Below are 17790 nucleotides of genomic sequence, written 5' to 3' on the forward strand. Positions count from 1 at the left end.
TTCGGACTGTGTGAATCCGATCTTCTGTAGGAGCCGGCTTGCTGGCGATTTTGGCCTTCACGCCTTGCATCGATTTCGAGGCCGCCATCGCTGGCAAGCCAGCTCCTACAGGTGTTGCGTTTGCCTGCACTACGGCGCCGGTGCCGGTTCCGGTTCGTTGGTCACCCGCAGCAGCCCCCACAACCCGGAGGTGTTGCCATAGGCGCCGTAGTCGCGGAACAGATAGTCACCCGGTATCGCGTTGACGCCCCCGGCGCTTGGCAGCATGAAACTGAAGTGCGCTGCCGGCAGAACGCTCTCGTGGGCGCCGATGTACATCGACATCGGGTTGTAGCCGAACTTCACCGAACCCACGCCAGGCGTGCCCATTGGATAGCCACCGGTATCGCTCTTCTCCGACAGGAACGGGTTGGTCGACCAGACGTGCCCGTCAAGCTGGAAGGTCGTGCCGCGACTGCCGCCGGTAGGCATCAGGATGTGCGTGCGGAACGGTTGCCCCGGCTTGACGTACAGCACCGGCGTTTGCGGATCACCACCCACCAGCGCGTTGCTGTAGGCCATGTGCGCATTCACCATGTCGCCGTAGCCTGCGCCATCGGCATGGCCGAACGGTGCATCCGGCGCCAGGCCGAAGCGATACCACAGCGGTTCGGTCTTGTAGTTGATGGCCATGCTGGAGTTGTCCTGCGGATCAGTCGGCACGCCAAACCCTTCCGCCGCAATGCCTTCCACCGGCCGACCATTGGCCCAGCGAGTGTTCAGGGCTTTCTGCCAGACCATCGCAAAGTCGCGGTAGGGGGTTTGCCCCGGTGCGGTCACCGTTGCATTCACTTTGCGCGTGTCTTCAACCCAGGTGGCGCCGACCGGCAAGATGCTCATCGCGCCGGCCAGGCCTTTTTGCGACTGCTTGATCACGTCCGCCGGGGTGATGTTCAAGCCGCCAAACTCGATGGCCGTGGAATTGATGTTGTCGACATTGCGCCCCAGTTGCGTGATCGGTTTGCCCTCACGCTCCAGGTGCCCGGCGTAGTACTGATAGGTACGGGTCGGGTACGCACCGCTGCTGCCGACACGCGGTGGCACGGTCTGGATCGGGTTGGCGCCAACGTTGGTGCCGTCGGATTTGGTGATGTCGTACGCCAGCAATTGCGCGTGCAGACCCACGTGGCTCGACGGCCGCATCAGGTTGTTGCTGAAGGTGGTCGAACCGGTGCCGCTGTTGCGATCACGCTTGACCATGCCTTGCATCACCGCGGTCTGGGTCAGGTCTGGCATGACGCTCGGCAGACGGTTTTCCAGGGTGACGTTGATGCAATCACCGGCCGCTGCGCGCAGCACCAGCGGTTCTACTGGCACACCGGGTTTGAGCTTGCCGGTGGTAGGGTCGAGATCAGCCTTGCGCACATACAGGATCGCGGTCGGGTCATGCAGCGGCCCGCTTTGCCCGCCGATGGTGATGGTTTCACCGTCTTCAGGGTCGACCACGGTGACCTGCGGAATGCTCACGGTCCGCGAGTTCAACACCAGGGTGCCGCCCGCTGGATTCAACGGCCCGCCAACATGCTGGCCGAGTCCCGCCGGGTCACCGATGGTCAAGCCCAACGGATTGGTGAGGATGTCGTTGGCCAGCGCCGCGACCACTTCATAGTTGCGTTGCGGCGTTGGCCGGGTACCGATGCCGTTAGGGTTGGCGCCGATCCGTGGGCAAACCCCGTCGAAGGCCACGGTGTTGCGCATGCCGGTTGGCTTGGCGTTGTTCGGCAGCGCGAACAAATCGCTGCGTTGCGCCGTGTAATTGCGCATCACGCCCCAGATCCCGCTCCAGTAGCCTTCGATCGACGCGTCCATCGAGTACAAATAGTCTCCCGTGGTCGCCGCCGAACTGGACAGCATCGACACCGGCGCAATGAAGCCCATCTGCTCGGAGATGCCGATCATTTGCGACGCGCGCCAGCCGGAGTTGGAGCTGTTGCCGAAGCCGGAACCGCTTTGCAGCCACTTCACGCCGTGCAGGGTGACGTTGTGCTCCTCTTCGTGACCGCCGGCATGCACCCGCAGCCGCACGTTGTCACCGGTGTAGGTACGCAGCATCGGGGTGAACGGATCGCCCGGTTCGGCGCCGCCCTTGTTGATGTGCGGCGGGAACAGCGTGGTGCCGCCCGTTGGGCCGGTGGCCGCGGTGATCAGGTTCGGCGCCAGGTTCATCGCCGGGATCGCACGGTCGGTACGGCTTTGCATGGCGTACGCGAGGTCGCCGCCCAGGCCGTCGGCCTGCATACCGCGCTTGCCGTCCGGGCCGACCTTGTTCGGGTCGTACACTCGCAGGGCCAGCGGTTCGTTGCGGTAATTGACCACGAACATGCCAGGGTCATCCACCGAGATCGCTTGTGGGCATGGCCGGGTCGGGCAACCTGGCACCATCCCGCCCTGCACTTCCAGGACACCGTCCAACAAGGTGCTGGCGTTGTTGCGCACCGGCGGGTTAATGGCGTAGCGGAAGCTGTCGGCGGTGGCCGGGAAGCCTTGCGCATTCGGCTTGCCGTCCGGGCCTGCGCCGACGTACACACCGGCTTCATAGGCGTGCTGGAAGTCGCTGTATTCGAGGAAGAACTCACGGAAGCTGTCGTTCTTGCCATCGCCGTCGATGTCACCGGTAGAAATCACCGCTTGCCACGAAGTCGGCCCGCCGTCCTGACGCGCGCCGCTGTACAACGGCTCGCCGGTTTCGGCGTGGAACCAGGTGGAACCGGCCGGCTCAGCCAGCACGGTGGCGTACAGGCCAATCTGTTGGTGAGTCGATGGGCCGAGGTGGTCGTGGGTGAAAATGGTGCCCAGGCCACGGTCGACGCCTTTGGCGTTCACCACCGGATCGACGAACCAGCGCTGCATCGCGGTCCGCGCGCCGACCCAGTCAGCCCGGCCAAATTGGCCAAAGTATGGGTGGTTCTTGGCTTTCGGGCAGGCCGGTGTGCCGTCACGCGGATCGGCGCCTTCGCACTGGTTGAACTCGCGGATGGCGTGGATGCGTTCTTGCACCGCACCTGGGGAAAGAACGCCATCTTCGTAGTTCCAGCCGTTGGACGAACCATCGGCAGACACCAGGTCCCACTTCGGCAGGTGAATGTGCTGGCCAATCACGTCGGTCGGCGTGCGCACCTGATAGTCGTCCATCTCATAGGTGGCCGGCACCAGGTTGGTTTGCTGGTACTGCACGCAGTCGAAGGTGTTCATGCGCATCACCAGCGGTTCTGGCGGACGCTGCTTGGTGATCACCGGCCAGGCATCTTCCCAGAGCGCCAGGATGCGCGCTTGTGGGAAGTGGTAGCCGACCTTGTTATAGACCGCGTCGAACTGGATGTTGGCCGCCTTGTAGATGCGCGGACGGTCAGCCGTGAAGGACGAGGCACCGATGAACGACATGCCGTCGAGCCGCTCGCCACTGTTGAATTCGCCGGTGCCAGCGCTGCTGCTCAAGCGTTTCTGGCGGTCGTCCATGCATGGCTCGTAGTACGGCGCACCGGCCATCGGCAAGGCACCGTTAGTGCGGAAGGCACGGGCAACGATCTGATTACCCGGCAACAAGGCGAAGCTTGGGTGATCCTTTTTGGCGTGGAACGCCATGGCCGCTTGCTCGACTTCGGTGCCCTCTTCCGGCAGGTAAATCGGCTTGGCTCGCGTCACCGTTTTGGAGAAATCCAGCGAGGTGGTAATGGTCTCGGCTTCGCCACCGGCAGACACGCCGTCCAGCGCATGACGTCCCAAGCCACCGTTCCAGCCACCGGACTGCGCCGGGTCAAGGTTGGCCCACAGGGCTTTGCCCGTGGCCTTCAGGGCTTGCGCCGAGGCGGCGTCGAGCATGTCCAGCGGCGGGGTCGGTGGGCGTTGGCCGACCGAACTTTCCATGCCGCCGATCCAGAATGGATAGCCTGGGTTTTTCAGGGTGCCGTCAGCGTTGCGGTTGGCTTCGCTGCGATCCACCAATGCCAGGGAACCGATGGCCTGGGCGCCACCGCTGCCGCCATGGTGCTCGCCGTCATCGTCGTCTTCTTCGTCATCGTCATCGTCGTTGGCGGCCACCAGGGTCTCGCCGATTTTCGGTACGACCGCGACTTTGCCTGGCATTGGTGCCATGGCTTTGCCGGGTAGCGGCACCACCGCTGGAATCGGCGTGCCGGCAACAATTTCGCCATCGGGCAAGGCCCGTGCACCCGCTGCAGGTTTACCGCTGCGCAAGGCATAAGGTTCGCTGTGGAAACCGTCGTTACCCTGTTGCGAGACTTCGAGTTTGGTGCCTTCTTCAAACACGTCGTGCACCCGCCACATGGCCCACATGCCTTGGGCGAAGTGCGGGTAGAAGTGGCAGTGATAGATCGCATCGCCCGCTACCCGATTGCGGTTGCCCGAACCGCCGTTGGCGATTTCATAGGTGTAGCCGGCGCCCGGGCCGATGCCCTGGGCGTCCACGTAGTCGGAGTTGTCATCGTTGGGGTTGAACAGCCACTGATGCCCGTGCAGGTGGAAGATGTGCTGCTCATGACCGTTGTGGGTGTTGCGGAATTTGACGAAGTCACCGATGTAGCTGTGGTTGACGTTGGACGGCTCGGACGGATACAGCGCCATGGTCGCCTTGACGCCCACCTGATCGGCGCTCGGTGTCTGGCCGGGGGTGATGCCTTCGAGGCCGGCGTTGGCCGGCACGTCCACCAGCATCGCCACGTCGCCGACGGTGTGGGAGCTGAGGAAGAATTCTTCGTAGGCGCAGGACAGGCAATCGTGCATCGGCCCCACGCCAAGACGGTTGGCCACCACTTCGGCGCCCATGCCACCCGAGCCATAGTTGATCATGAACGAATCGCGGGTCGGCTCCAGCACGTGGGCCATCACCGGGTCGGCCCAGTAGGCGGGGAACGCTTGGGTCGCGGCGGTTTCATCCTGGAACTGTGAAGCGAAATCGCGGAACGGCTCCAGTCGATTGGGGATTGCCGGGTTGCGTTTGCCAACGGACTCCAGCGGATAAGTCGAAGGCGGGAAGCTGCCATCGGCGTTGCTGCCCATGACGATCGCATCGCTCTCGCTGGAAATGATTTCGTTGCCGTCGACCATGTTGATGATCGGCGTGCCGGCCTTGCCTTCACGAACCCACGGTTCGCGTTGTGGATAGCGGGCCTGGTAATCGACGATCGGCTGACCGGCCGGGGTACGCCCGGTGGTGGCCAGGCGCATCTCTTCTTCGGTCACGGTGTTGCGGTAAGTGCGGCCGCCCTTGGGCACTACCACCACCTGACCAAACAAACCGTTGGCCACGTTACCGGCCGCCCCTTCGCCGCCGAAGGTTGCGCCACGGCTACTGGCGGCGAACACCCCTTCGCGCTCTGCGTACAAGGTGTAGGAACGGGTCGCCCCCGGTGCGATCAAGGAATTGGCATTGCGCCCGGTGAACGAAGCGATGTCATCGATGCTGTTGACCGCTTGCATGCCGTTGACCTGGAAACCGACATGCCGGTCGGCGACTTGCTCGTCGACCTTGAAGTTTTCGTTGTTACCGATTTCGATGCCTTCTTCTTCCTCGCCCTCCTCTTCCTCGCCGCCGTCGTGGGAACCGGGGTTGGCCTGATAGGCCAGCAGGTTTTGCAGGTTGATGGTCAGGCAGTCACCGGCGGCCACCCGCAGCACCAGCGGACGTGGACGCTTGTCGGGCCGCAGCGAAACCTTCCCGGGCACTGCCGCACCGCCCTGAGCGAGTGAGACGTCGTGGTCATCGACCACATCGCGACGCAGGGCGAACATCATGCCGTTGACGTTCTGCGCACCGAGTCGGTTGAACATCAGCGGCTGGTCCAGCGCCACGACGTTAGCCACCAGGTTGCGCTCACAACGCGCTGCCGCTTCGGCGAATTCGATGCCGAGCATCGATGCGGCCAACAGCAGCCAGGGAAGGACGGATGGAACGTGGAAAATGCCGCTCATGATCACGGGCCTCGCTGTGGGTGCTCACAGGGAATAATTCTCGACAAGACCCTCAGAGCAATCTGTATGCCATAAAAATTTTAATTACTTTTCAAACACTTACGGTTATCAGTTAATTCATCGGGGGAAATCCCCCACAAATTCCCCACTTTTTCGCCGGGGCCACCATGCCCCAATGTTGGGGAAACCCGCCCCGGCTGATCGGTCACAGCGGGGCGTCCGCCGACAGGCCCTGCAAACGCCGGTATTGGCGCAGTACGCTGGGCACATAACGCTGGGTTTCGGCGAACGGCGGGATCACTCCGCCACGGCTGAGCACCGCTTGCGGCCCGGCGTTGTAGGCGGCTACGGCGAGGGCGATGTCGTTGTCGAACATCGTCATCAGGCGTTTGAGGTAACGGGCTCCGCCCTGGATATTGGCCTTGGGGTCGTAGACGTTTTTCACGCCCATCTCGCGGGCGGTGTCGGGCATCAATTGCATCAGGCCACCGGCGCCCTGGGCTGACACGGCGCTGGGGTTGTAGGCCGATTCGGTCTTGATCACCGCATGCAGCAGCGCCGCCGGCAATTCATTGGCCGTAGCCGCCGCCGACACCAGCTCGGCGTAGGGTTGGGCGGCGATCATCTGCGGCTGCTGATCGAGGCTGACCAGTGCTGCGGTGGGCTCCTGAATCACCCGTTCATAGTGGCGACCGGGGCGGTGGACGTTGGACAAAACGAAGTTGCCCTTGCTGTCCTTGGAAACGAACACGTCGGCCTGAGCGACGCTGGCCAGCAGCATCATGCCGAGCAGCCCTGTGGTGAGTGTTTTCATTGTTATGACTCCCGTGGCCGGCCCCGAAAAATGGGGGTAATGCCCCAATGGCCGGTCGCTTATGAGCCATACGCAAGCACTGTGCCGAAAGCGCGAAAGCCCGTAGCACGCGGGATGCAGGGGGATGGCAAAACCTTCAACGGGCCTTTGCATGGCAATTGCATAAGCCCTTGTTGCGACCCTTCTGCCGACTGTGTGAGGTCATCATGAATCAACGTCCGTGTTTCGCCCCGCGTGGCTTTTCCTCTAAAACCGAGCGCGGGTTCACCTTGCTGGAACTGTTGGTGGTGCTGGTGGTGCTGGGGCTGTTGGCCGGCATCGTCGCGCCGAAGTATTTCGCGCAACTGGGCCGTTCCGAAGTGAAAGTGGCCAAGGCGCAAATAGAAGGTCTTGGCAAGGCCCTGGACTTGTACCGCCTGGAGGTCGGCCATTACCCGTCGACAGAACAGGGCTTGCAGGCATTGGTCACCGCACCCAGCGACGAAACCCGCTGGACCGGCCCGTACTTGCAGAAAAAACTGCCGCAGGACCCGTGGGGCCGCAATTACAACTACCGCTACCCCGGCGAAAACGGCGAGTACGACCTGCTGTCGATGGGCAAGGACGGCCAACCCGGCGGCGAAGGCGAAAACGCCGAAGTCACCAGTTGGCAGTAACGGAAATGGCGACCATGCGTTTTCACCTCAAAGCAGTAGGCAAGGCTGGTGTGGTGTCCATGACCGTCGAAGCGCCGGGCCACAGCGAGGCCCGGCGCATCGCCGAAGACCAGGGCCTGCGGGTGGTTAGCCTGCACGCCGAGCGACACTGGCGGGCGTTGCGCCTCAAGCAGCGCGAGACGTTCAACCTGGTGTTGTTCAGCCAGGAACTGACAACCCTGCTCAATGCCGGCCTGCCGTTGATCGACGCGCTTGAAAGCCTGGCGGAAAAAGAAAACGCGCCACAGGCCCGCAAGACCTTGAGCGAACTGGTGCGCCTGCTTTATGAAGGCAAATCGTTTTCCCAGGCCTTGGGTCAGTTGTCGGCGGTGTTCCCGCCGCTGTACGTTGCCCTGGTCCAGTCCAGCGAGAAGACCGGCGCCGTGGGAGAAGCCCTGGGCCGATACGTCAGCTATCGCCAGCGCATGGACGAAGTTCGCCAGAAGATCGTCAGCGCGTCGATCTACCCCATGCTGTTGCTGGTGGTGGGCGGTGGCGTGGTGTTGTTTTTGATGGGCTATGTGGTGCCGCGCTTCAGTCTGGTGTTCGAAGGGCTGGGCTCGAACCTGCCATGGCTGTCGCAAATCCTGATGAGCAGCGGCATGTTCCTGCACGCCCATCAGGGCGAATTTTTCGGCGCACTGGTGGCAATCGTCGTCACCCTCGCCTTTCTCCAGCGCCAGCCGTCCTTCCGTCGGGGCCTGGACCGCTTGATCGAAAAACTTCCGGCGGTGCATCAGCGCATCTTCATGTACGAGTTGGCGCGGTTCTACCGGTCCCTGGGAATTCTGCTGCAAGGCGGCATTCCCCTCGTCACCGCCATGGGCATGGTTCGCAACCTGCTCACCCCGGCCTCGCGAATGCGCCTGGATCAGGCCAGCGAACGGGTGCGCGAGGGGCAGTCATTGTCGACGGCCCTGGAACTCAATCATCTGGTGACCCCGGTGTCCCTGCGTTTGCTGCGCGCCGGCGAACAGTCCGGCAACCTCGGGCAGATGATGGAGCGCAGCGCCGACTTCTATGACGAAGAGATCAGTCGCTGGATCGAATGGTTCGTACGTCTGTTCGAACCGTTGCTCATGACCTTCATCGGCCTCTTGATCGGAGTCATCGTGATCCTGATGTACATCCCGATTTTCGAGCTCGCCTCAAGCATTCACTAACGCTCTGCAATGGGCCTGACCGCACGGTGCAGGGTTTATCAATGTTCCCACTGAATAAAACCGGAGGTTGAGGTGTTTACCAACGTTCCAAGTGAATTTCCAACTGAATAAAGCGGCACGTTGCATTGTTTATCAACGTTCCAGATGAAGAAGACGGAGATCGATATGCACATGAACAAGCTTTTGCTGGCTGTTGCTATTGGCGCAGTTCTGTCAGCGTCTACCGTACTGATTCCAGACACCTTGTCGGGGGTTTCAAGCGCTCAAGCCAAAGATGGTGGTGGTGGTGGCGGTGGTGGTGGCGGCCACGGTGGTGGTGGCGGCGGCGGTAGTGGCGGCGGTGGCGGTAGTGGCGGCGGTGGCGGCGGTGGCGGCAACGGAGGCGGTCACGGTGGCAGTGGTGGCGGCGGCAGTGGGAGTGGAAGCGGTGGCAGCGGTGGCAGTGGCAGTGGTCACGGTGGAAGCGGCAGCAGCGGCAGCAGCGGCAGCAGCGGCAGCAGCGGCAGCAGCGGCAACGCTGGCAGCGACCATGCGTCAGGGCACTCCAGCAGCACGGCTTCATCCTCCGGACGCAGTGGCACCCATGCCGAACCAGGCGACGATCACGGCGTTCACAGGGCCGGTGAAGTGGGTGACGATCATGGCGTCCACCAGGCCGGGCATGACGATAACGGGGTTCACCGCTCCGGCGAAGTAGGCGACGACCACGGCGTTCATCGTGCTGGCGAAGTGGGCGACGACCGAGGCCTGCATACCGCTGGCGAAGTGGGCGACGATCGCGGCGTTCACGCCAACGGCGAACCGGGTGACGACAAACGCGTCAACTGACTTGCAGTAATCCTAATGTGTGAGCGAGCCTGCTCGCGATAGCGGAGGGTCAGCCGACTTCAATGTCGAATGACCTGGCGCCATCGCGAGCAGGCTCGCTCCCACAGGGGATCGTGTGAACTGCCGATCTACAACGCACTCACCGTCTGATCCAGACGCTCACGCAAAAACTCAATCAACGCCTGCACCGGCCGCGATGACTGACGATGCTGCGGGTAAACCGCCGACAGCGTCAGCGGCTCGGGACAAAACGCCTCCAGTACCGGCACCAGCCGCCCATCCTTCAGTGCCGAGCCGATGATAAACGTCGGCAAGTAGGTGATGCCCATCCCGGCAATCGCCGCCTCCTTGAGCAACTCACCATTGTTGACCCGCATCCGCCCGGTGACATTGACCAGCAGCGGCTTGCCCTGCCCTTCAAACCGCCATTGCACCTGACGCCCATGGCCGTAAGGAAGGCAGTCGTGCTGGTGCAAATCTTCGGGCCTGAGCGGCGTGCCTCGTTCGGCCAGGTAACCCGGACTGGCGCAATAGCCACGCTGGATGGAGGCGATGCGCCGGGCGATCAGCGTGGAATCTTCCAATGTGCCGATGCGCAATGCCAGGTCGTAACCTTCGCCGAGCAAATCCACCGGGCGATCGCTCAAGTCCACTTCCACGGTGACATCACGATAGCGTTGCAAAAATTGCGGCAGCAGCGACCCCAGATGCGCCAGCGCAAACGACAACGGCGCACTCACGCGAACGGTGCCGCGCGGTTCGGTGGTCTGCCCGGCGATGCCCTGCTCCACTTGCTCGACTTCATCCAGCAAGCGCAAGGCCGATTCGTAGTAACTCTGCCCCAGGGGCGTGACGTCCAGCCGTCGGGTCGAGCGATTGAGCAAGCGCACGCCAAGACGCTCTTCGAGTTGCATCAAGCGCCGGCTGACAAACTGCTTGGACAGGCCCAACTGATCAGCCGCCGCCGTGAAGCTGCCCGAGTCCATCACCTGGCAAAAAATTCGCATATCTTCGAACGGATTCATTGTCATGCCTTGATTGACAGTCACCCGCGTTTATAACGACTTATTCCAGTTTCGACACCCTATTAAACGCCCCCCAAAAAAACGTAAGAGCCCGGCTTGCCGGCGATGGCGATTTCAAGGGCGCCATCGCCGGCAAGCTGGGCTCCTACGGATCGGGGGCGTTTCCGGGATTTTGGATTGACGCAAAACCGTAGGAGCCCGGCTTGCCGGCGATGGCGATTTCACGGGCGCCATCGCCGGCAAGCCGGCTCCTACGGATCGGGCGCGTTTCCGGGATTTTGGATTGACGCAAAACCGTAGGAGCCCGGCTTGCCGGCGATGGCGATTTCAAGGGCGCCATCGCCGGCAAGCCGGCTCCTACGGATCGGGGGCGTTTCCGGGATTTTGGATTGACGCAAAACCGTAGGAGCCCGGCTTGCCGGCGATGGCGTTTTCACGGGCGCCATCGCCGGCAAGCCGGCTCCTACGGATCGGGGGCGTTTCCGGGATTTTGGGTTGACGCAAAACCGTAGGATCCCGGCTTGCCGGCGATGGCGATTTCATGGGCACCATCGCCGGCAAGCCGGCTCCTACGGATCGGGGGCGTTTCCGGGATTTTGGGTTGACGCAAAACCGTAGGAGCCCGGCTTGCCGGCGATGGCGTTTTCACGGGCGCCATCGCCGGCAAGCCAGCTCCTACGGATCGGGGGCATTTCCCGGAGTTGGGGTTGACGCAAAACCGTAGGAGCCCGGCTTGCCGGCGATGGCGTTTTCATGGGCACCATCGCCGGCAAGCCGGCTCCTACGGATCGGGGGCGTTTCCGGGATTTTGGATTGACGCAAAACCGTAGGAGCCCGGCTTGCCGGCGATGGCGATTTCACGAGCGCCATCGCCGGCAAGCCGGCTCCTACGGATCGGGGGCATTTCCGGGATTTGCGGTTGACGCAAAACCGTAGGAGCCCGGCTTGCCGGCGATGGCGTTTTCACGGGCGCCATCGCCGGCAAGCCGGCTCCTACGGATCGGGGGCGTTTCCGGGATTTGCGGTTGACGCAAAACCGTAGGAGCCCGGCTTGCCGGCGATGGCGTTTTCACGGGCGCCATCGCCGGCAAGCCGGCTCCTACGGATCGGGCGCGTTTCCGGGATTTGCGGTTGACGCAAAACCGTAGGAGCCCGGCTTGCCGGCGATGGCGTTTTCACGGGCGCCATCGCCGGCAAGCCGGCTCCTACGGATCGGGCGCGTTTCCGGGATTTTGGATTGACGCAAAACCGTAGGAGCCCGGCTTGCCGGCGATGGCGTTTTCACGGGCGCCATCGCCGGCAAGCCGGGCTCCTAAAGAGGCAGCGCTGCGCGCTTACTTGGCAGTAAACGTGGTGTAGCTGTTGATCAGGTTGCGGTAGTTCGGAATGCGTTCCGACAGCAGGTTGGCCAGGCCTTCCATGTCGTTGCGCCAGTCGCCCTGCAGCTCGCACGCCACGGAGAACCAGTTCAGCAGTTGTGCACCGGCGGCCGACATGCGTGCCCAGGACGCTTGTTGCACGGTGGTGTTGAAGGTGCCGGAAGCGTCCGTCACCACGAACACTTCAAAACCTTCGGCCAGGGCCGACAGGGTCGGGAACGTCACGCACACGTCAGTCACCACACCGGCGATGATCAGTTGCTTGCGACCAGTGGCCTTCACGGCCTTGACGAAATCTTCGTTGTCCCAGGCGTTGATCTGGCCTGGGCGCGCGATGAACGGCGCGTCAGGGAACTGCGCTTTGAGCTCCGGCACGATCGGACCGTTCGGACCACTGTCGAAACTGGTGGTGAGAATGGTCGGCAGGTTGAAAAACTTGGCGATGTCACCCAAGGCCAATACGTTGTTCTTGAACTCGTTGGGCGTGAAGTCTTGAACCAGCGAGATCAGACCGGTCTGGTGGTCGACCAGCAAGACCACGGCATCGTCTTTGTTCAGGCGTTTGTACGGAACGTTGCTCATAAAAAACTCCTTGATGGATGGTTGTCGCTTGTTGCGCCGGTCCCGCAACTGAAGGCATTGGCACCAGCGCTTTTTGGTATTTGTCAGAAGGCAAAGCACGAGCAGCCAAAGGCGCCCCAGAAACCGGCAAAATCGCTGACCGGTGCATTCGACAGACGCGCCCGCTCATGGCTGTGGGAATGCACCGCGCAGGGGCCGCTGCACTGGTGAACCTGCGCCTGCAATGGCGAATTCGGCCGCCAATGCCCCGGTACTTTCACCACCGGCGACCAGTCCGGCAGCACCGGCACACTGGCCGGCCCGAGTTTTTCGAAGTCACCGGCGCCATACACCACTTTGCCGCCAACCACGGTCAGCACCGACTCGATCCATTTGATCGCTTCTTCGTCAACGCTGAAAAAGTCCGCGCTCAATGCCGCCACGTCCGCCAGTTGGCCTACCTTGATCTGGCCTTTCTTGCCCTGCTCAGACGAAAACCACGCGCTGCCGTGAGTGAACAACTCCAGCGCGGTCAGGCGCGGCAGGCCCTCGGCATGCAATTCCAGGCCACCCACCGTGCGACCACTGATCATCCAGTACAACGAAGTCCACGGGTTGTAGCTGGACACCCGCGTCGCATCGGTGCCCGCGCCGACCGGGACACCTTCGGCGAGCATGCGCTTGATCGGTGGCGTCGCTTCGGCCGCCTTGGCGCCGTAGCGCTCGACGAAATATTCACCCTGGAACGCCATGCGATCCTGAATCGCGATGCCGCCGCCCAACGCCCTCACCCGCTCGATGTTCTGCGGAGTGATGGTTTCGGCATGGTCGAAAAACCACGGCAAACCGTTGAACGGAATATCGCGATTGACCTTCTCGAACACGTCGAGCATGCGGCTGATGGATTCGTCGTAAGTGGCGTGCAAACGGAACGGCCAGCGCTGCTCGACCAGATGGCGCACCACCGGCTCCAGTTCGTCTTCCATGGTTTGCGGCAGGTCCGGACGCGGTTCGAGGAAGTCCTCGAAATCCGCCGCGGAGAACACCAGCATTTCCCCGGCACCGTTGTGCCGCAGGTAGTCGTCGCCCTGATGCAGGGTCACACTGCTGGTCCAGTTCCTGAAATCGGTCAGCTCTTCCTTGGGCTTCTGGGTGAACAGGTTATAGGCGATGCGCACGGTCAGTTGCTGGTCCTTGGCCAACTGTTCAATCACCTGATAGTCGTCCGGGTAATTCTGGAAACCACCACCGGCGTCGATGGCACTGGTCAGGCCGAGGCGATTGAGTTCGCGCATGAACTGGCGCGTCGAGTTGACCTGATACTCCAGCGGCAACTTCGGCCCCTTGGCCAGCGTCGAGTACAGAATCATCGCGTTGGGCCGCGCCACCAGCATGCCGGTGGGCTCACCGTTCGAGTCCCGCACGATCTCGCCACCCGGCGGATTCGGCGTGTTGCGGGTGTAACCGGCGACCCGCAGCGCGGCGCGGTTGAGCAAGGCCCGGTCATACAAATGCAGGACAAACACCGGCGTATCGGGCGCGGCCTGGTTCAACTCTTCGAGAGTCGGCATGCGCTTTTCGGCGAACTGGAATTCATTCCAGCCACCGACCACACGCACCCATTGTGGCGTCGGTGTGCGATTGGCCTGATCCTTGAGCATGCGCAAGGCATCGGCCAGCGACGGAACACCTTCCCAACGCAGTTCGAGGTTGTAGTTCAGGCCGCCACGGATCAAGTGCAGGTGCGAGTCGTTGAGCCCGGGAATCACGCAACGGCCCTTGAGGTCGATCACTTGCGTGCCGGAACCCCGCAACGCCATGGCTTCGGCATCTGTCCCGACAGCGACGAAACGGCCATCACGGATGGCTACCGCACTGGCGCGTGGGTTTTCACGGTCAACGGTATGGAATTGGCCATTGAACAAAATCAGATCGGCGTTCATCGCGTTTCCTTGGGCGCAGTAGAAGAAGACAGCCAGGGCGCGAACAAGCGCGTCGCCATCGGCATGAACAGGTACACCACCGACAGCACGATGGTCAGGGTGATCAGGAATGTCGCAACCACGTAATTGGAGAGCACGGCGTTGAGTTGCAACAACGGCCCCCACAGCAGCGGCACCAGCAAGGTGTGCGGCAGTATCACCAACAGCGTCACCACCGCCTGCTTCCAGCGCGGCGGTGGCGAACCCGACTCAGGCGTTGGGGTGAACCAGAATTCGTTGGCTGGGTTGACCTCGGTCTGATCGCCGTCGGCCAACATCGGCGTGGCTTCGCTGACCAGTGCTTGCCGTTGCGGCGATTCGAGCCAGCGCTGCATGGCGTCGGTGGAGCAAAAACGCAAGACGCAGGTGTAGGCGTCGAGGCCTGCGTTCTTGCCGCGCATCACGTCTACACCCAGGTGTCCTTCCTGCTGACCGGCGACACTGACAATGTTGCGCAGCCAGGCTTCGTAAGGCGCTTCAAAACCGGCCTTGACGCGGTGTTTGATGACCAGGGTCACGACTTCCTCGAAACCCCTTGCCGGCGAGTCGAGCACATTTGAATCAGGCATGACGGAAAGCTCCGGCCAAACAATATTGAGGGCGAACAACAAACATGACGTTGATCGCCGGTACTGGTTTGGATAGTGCCGGGGTGGGGAAGGAAAAAATTGAATGTACGTGCTCTTTTTGCGACAGGCCCCGGATCCACAAGACAGCATAGATGCTTGTGGGAATGGGATTGCTCTACTGGGGTTGGGGACATGTGCTGCAATCAGGTCGGCTGTCAGGCCGCCATCGCTGGCAAGCCAGCTCCTACAGTGGATCGGGGCATCCGCGAGCGACTGGTTGCCTGGAAAGCCGCTATCGCTGGCAGGCCATCTCCCACAGTGGTTGGTGGTGTTGCCGTATGTTTTGATCGATACAAGTCCCCTGTAGGAGCTGGCTTGCCAGCGATGACGGACTGACAGACAACCTTGAAGTGACTGTCAGGCCGCTATCGCTGGCAAGCCAGCTCCTACAGTGGATCGGGTGCATTCGTGAGTGACTGGTTGCCTGGAAAGCCGCTATCGCTGGCAGGCCAGCTCCCACAGTGGTTGGTGGTGGTGCCGTATGTTTTGATCGATACAAGTCCCCTGTAGCAGCTGGCTTGCCAGCGATGACGGACTGACAGACAACCTTGAAGTGACTTTCAGACCGCTATCGCTGGCAAGCCAGCTCCTACAGTGGATCGGGGCATCCGCGAGCGACTGGTTGCCTGGAAAGCCGCTATCGCTGGCAAGCCAGCTCCTACGGAGAAGCAAAAGCAGAGCAATACCCACCACCGCGTCGCTTTTCCACCACTCATCAGGCCGAGCGTTAGCTCGCCTGCAGCTCTTGATCTTGATTCACCCGCCCCTTCGGGAGGCTGAGTGGAGGTGTTCATCCGGGGAGTGGCGCGCAGCGCCGTTCGACGCAGTCGAACACGCTGCATGTAGGTCGTAGCGAAGCAGACCGGAGGGCAGTGTCCCCGGATGGATACCGGAGCGAAGGAACGCCGAGCCTCAGCGAGGGGCCGGACGCTCGGGGCGAGCCTTTTTTTGCTTACTTTTTTTTGGCGTTTGAAAAAAAGTGAGTCGCCGTAAGGGCGAAACCCTAAGCCGCCGTTACCGCAGCAACGGATATGTACACCGACCAATCAAGAGCCTGGTCGGCCCGAAGGCCGCCACGTTCAAGCCAAAACCGCCACCGGCTCCGACATGAACTGACCAATCCGCGACCTCAACCACCGCTCCGCCGGATCATTGTCATGCACCCCGCTCCACGCCATCGACAACTGCGCCGCTTCAATCTCGAACGGCGGATCCTCAGCCCGCAAACCACACCCCTCCACCAACGCACAAGCGGCATAATCCGGCACCGTCGCAATCATCTCAGTCCCTGCAAGCAACGCGCGCAAACCGCTGAACTGCGGAACCCCCAACACCACACGGCGGGTCCGGCCGACCTTGGCCAGGTCCAGATCGATATTGCCGCTCAGGTCCCCGGAAAACGAAACCATCGCATGCGGCCGCTCACAATACTCATCCAGGGTCAGCGTTCCCGGTCGCTTGTCGCCGCGCAGCACTTTGCAGGGAATATCACGCAGCTTCTTGCGCTTGGCATTGGCCGGCAGGTCGGTGGTGTAGCTGACGCCCACGGAAATTTCCCCCGACGCCAGCAACGCCGGCATCAGCAGGTAATTGGCCCGGCGTACCACCACGACAATGCCCGGCGCTTCTTCCTGCAGCTTGCTCAGCAATGGTGGAAACAAACCGAACTCGGCGTCGTCCGACAGGCCAATGCGAAACACATCGCAACTGGTCGCCGGATCAAACTCTTTGGCCCGGCTGACGGCGCCGGAGATGGTGTCCATTGCTGGTTGCAGCTCCTTGAGAATCGCCAGTGCCCGCCCGGTCGGCTCCATGCCCCGACCGTTGCGCAACAGCAAAGGATCGTCGAACAGATCGCGTAACCGCCCCAAGGCGGCACTCACGGCCGGTTGGCCCATGAACAGTTTTTCCGCAACGCGGGTCAGGTTTTTCTCGAACATCAGCGCTTCGAAAATCACCAGCAGGTTCATGTCGACGCGACGCAAATCGTTTCGGTTCATAGGCACGGTTCCCTTGTGTGTTGAGCCAGGCGCGGGGCAATGATTGTGTCTGACTTTACCCAAGACTGCCTGCCGTGGACGAGGAATTAACAACGTTTAACTCGCAAGCCAGCGCCCTGGAGTTCAAGAATGAATCCTACCGACACGGACATTCGCCATGGCTCACTTCCAGCAAAACGCCGCCCGCGCGACAGTCGCAGAAACACCAGGAAAAAACGCCAGCGGCCTCAGTCCGCAGCGTGAACGGCTGGTGAAACGCCTGATCCTTGATCGCCTCGACGAAACCCTGCAAGTGACGGAACTGGCGCAGGCCTGTTCGCTGTCGCGCAGTCATTTCTCCCGGGCGTTCAAGTGCAGCACCGGCTGTTCGCCTCAGGAATGGATTCGCCAACAACGCATCGCCAGGGCCAAGCTACTGATCAGGCACACCGACCTGAGCCTGACGCAAATCAGCCTTGAATGCGGCTTCTGCGACCAGGCGCATTTTTGCCACATGTTCACCCGCAGTGAAGGCATCAACCCGTTTGCCTGGCGCTGCCGGGAAGTTCGCGCCCTGTAAGCCCGGCTTGCCGGCGATGGCGATTTCACGGGCGCCATCGCCGGCAAGCCGGGCTCCTACGGATCGGGGGCCTATTCCGGAGTTGGGAATGCCGCAAAACCTGTAGGAGCCCGGCTTGCCGGCGATGGCGTTTTCATGGGCGCCATCGCCGGCAAGCCGGCTCCTACGGATCGGGGGCCTATTCCGGA

The 17790-nt window shown here is 61.9% G+C and carries 11 protein-coding genes; 4 read left to right on the plus strand and 7 right to left on the minus strand.

The features are described 5' to 3' along the window. Positions 1–129: 129 nt before the first annotated feature. Complete coding sequence (gene mnxG / locus ABVN21_RS13505) at positions 130–5967, minus strand: manganese-oxidizing multicopper oxidase MnxG (RefSeq protein WP_339556689.1); 5838 nt, start codon at positions 5965–5967, stop codon at positions 130–132. Between the two features lie 205 nt (positions 5968–6172). Beyond that, complete coding sequence (locus ABVN21_RS13510; protein ID WP_339556690.1) at positions 6173–6781, minus strand: lytic transglycosylase domain-containing protein; 609 nt, start codon at positions 6779–6781, stop codon at positions 6173–6175. Between the two features lie 206 nt (positions 6782–6987). On the opposite strand from ABVN21_RS13510, the gene gspG reads away from it, so the two are divergent. From gspG to ABVN21_RS13525, 3 genes are all read left to right on the plus strand, one after another. Continuing rightward, a complete protein-coding gene (gene gspG, locus ABVN21_RS13515) occupies positions 6988–7437 on the plus strand; it encodes a type II secretion system major pseudopilin GspG (protein ID WP_339556691.1) in 450 nt (149 codons plus the stop codon). A gap of 14 nt (positions 7438–7451) precedes the next feature. Continuing rightward, positions 7452–8639 carry a type II secretion system F family protein gene (locus ABVN21_RS13520; RefSeq protein WP_339556692.1) on the plus strand — a complete coding sequence of 396 codons (1188 nt, stop codon included), beginning with the start codon at positions 7452–7454 and terminating at the stop codon, positions 8637–8639. Between the two features lie 165 nt (positions 8640–8804). After that, the gene (locus tag ABVN21_RS13525) at positions 8805–9467 is read left to right on the plus strand and encodes a hypothetical protein (RefSeq protein ID WP_339556693.1); all 663 of its coding nucleotides are present in this window, start codon (positions 8805–8807) and stop codon (positions 9465–9467) included. 128 nt (positions 9468–9595) lie between these two features. Here ABVN21_RS13525 and ABVN21_RS13530 read toward each other — a convergent pair whose 3' ends face one another. The 5 genes from ABVN21_RS13530 to ABVN21_RS13550 all read right to left on the minus strand — a co-directional run bounded on the left by ABVN21_RS13530 (position 9596) and on the right by ABVN21_RS13550 (position 17043). Beyond that, positions 9596–10492: a LysR family transcriptional regulator gene (locus tag ABVN21_RS13530; RefSeq protein WP_339556694.1), complete on the minus strand. Its 897-nt coding sequence runs from the start codon at positions 10490–10492 to the stop codon at positions 9596–9598. 1334 nt (positions 10493–11826) lie between these two features. Next, positions 11827–12453, minus strand: a complete 627-nt coding sequence (gene ycaC / locus ABVN21_RS13535) for an isochorismate family cysteine hydrolase YcaC (RefSeq protein ID WP_339556866.1) — start codon at positions 12451–12453, stop codon at positions 11827–11829. Between the two features lie 83 nt (positions 12454–12536). Then, positions 12537–14375: an amidohydrolase gene (locus ABVN21_RS13540; protein ID WP_339556867.1), complete on the minus strand. Its 1839-nt coding sequence runs from the start codon at positions 14373–14375 to the stop codon at positions 12537–12539. Further along, the gene (locus ABVN21_RS13545; protein ID WP_339556868.1) at positions 14372–14983 is read right to left on the minus strand and encodes an antibiotic biosynthesis monooxygenase; all 612 of its coding nucleotides are present in this window, start codon (positions 14981–14983) and stop codon (positions 14372–14374) included. Before ABVN21_RS13545 ends, ABVN21_RS13540 begins: the two co-directional genes overlap by 4 nt. 1139 nt (positions 14984–16122) lie before the next feature. After that, on the minus strand, positions 16123–17043 hold the full coding sequence (locus ABVN21_RS13550) for a LysR substrate-binding domain-containing protein (protein WP_339556874.1): 921 nt from the start codon (positions 17041–17043) through the stop codon (positions 16123–16125). 157 nt (positions 17044–17200) lie between these two features. Between ABVN21_RS13550 and ABVN21_RS13555 the strand changes: the two genes are divergently transcribed. Continuing rightward, entirely contained in the window at positions 17201–17602 is a 402-nt protein-coding gene (locus tag ABVN21_RS13555) for an AraC family transcriptional regulator (RefSeq protein WP_339556873.1), read from the plus strand. Positions 17603–17790: the final 188 nt, after the last annotated feature.

It is taken from the genome of Pseudomonas sp. MYb327, assembly GCF_040438925.1.
Lineage (GTDB): Bacteria > Pseudomonadota > Gammaproteobacteria > Pseudomonadales > Pseudomonadaceae > Aquipseudomonas.

Excerpts from the sequence above, each read along its gene's own strand:
- mnxG (WP_339556689.1), bottom strand. The coding sequence starts at position 5,967 with ATGAGCGGCATTTTCCACGTTCCATCCGTCCTTCCCTGGCTGCTGTTG.
- ycaC (WP_339556866.1), bottom strand. The coding sequence starts at position 12,453 with ATGAGCAACGTTCCGTACAAACGCCTGAACAAAGACGATGCCGTGGTC.
- ABVN21_RS13530 (WP_339556694.1), bottom strand. The coding sequence starts at position 10,492 with ATGAATCCGTTCGAAGATATGCGAATTTTTTGCCAGGTGATGGACTCG.
- ABVN21_RS13550 (WP_339556874.1), bottom strand. The coding sequence starts at position 17,043 with ATGAACCGAAACGATTTGCGTCGCGTCGACATGAACCTGCTGGTGATT.
- ABVN21_RS13545 (WP_339556868.1), bottom strand. The coding sequence starts at position 14,983 with ATGCCTGATTCAAATGTGCTCGACTCGCCGGCAAGGGGTTTCGAGGAA.
- ABVN21_RS13540 (WP_339556867.1), bottom strand. The coding sequence starts at position 14,375 with ATGAACGCCGATCTGATTTTGTTCAATGGCCAATTCCATACCGTTGAC.
- gspG (WP_339556691.1), top strand. The coding sequence starts at position 6,988 with ATGAATCAACGTCCGTGTTTCGCCCCGCGTGGCTTTTCCTCTAAAACC.
- ABVN21_RS13525 (WP_339556693.1), top strand. The coding sequence starts at position 8,805 with ATGCACATGAACAAGCTTTTGCTGGCTGTTGCTATTGGCGCAGTTCTG.
- ABVN21_RS13510 (WP_339556690.1), bottom strand. The coding sequence starts at position 6,781 with ATGAAAACACTCACCACAGGGCTGCTCGGCATGATGCTGCTGGCCAGC.
- ABVN21_RS13555 (WP_339556873.1), top strand. The coding sequence starts at position 17,201 with ATGGCTCACTTCCAGCAAAACGCCGCCCGCGCGACAGTCGCAGAAACA.
- ABVN21_RS13520 (WP_339556692.1), top strand. The coding sequence starts at position 7,452 with ATGCGTTTTCACCTCAAAGCAGTAGGCAAGGCTGGTGTGGTGTCCATG.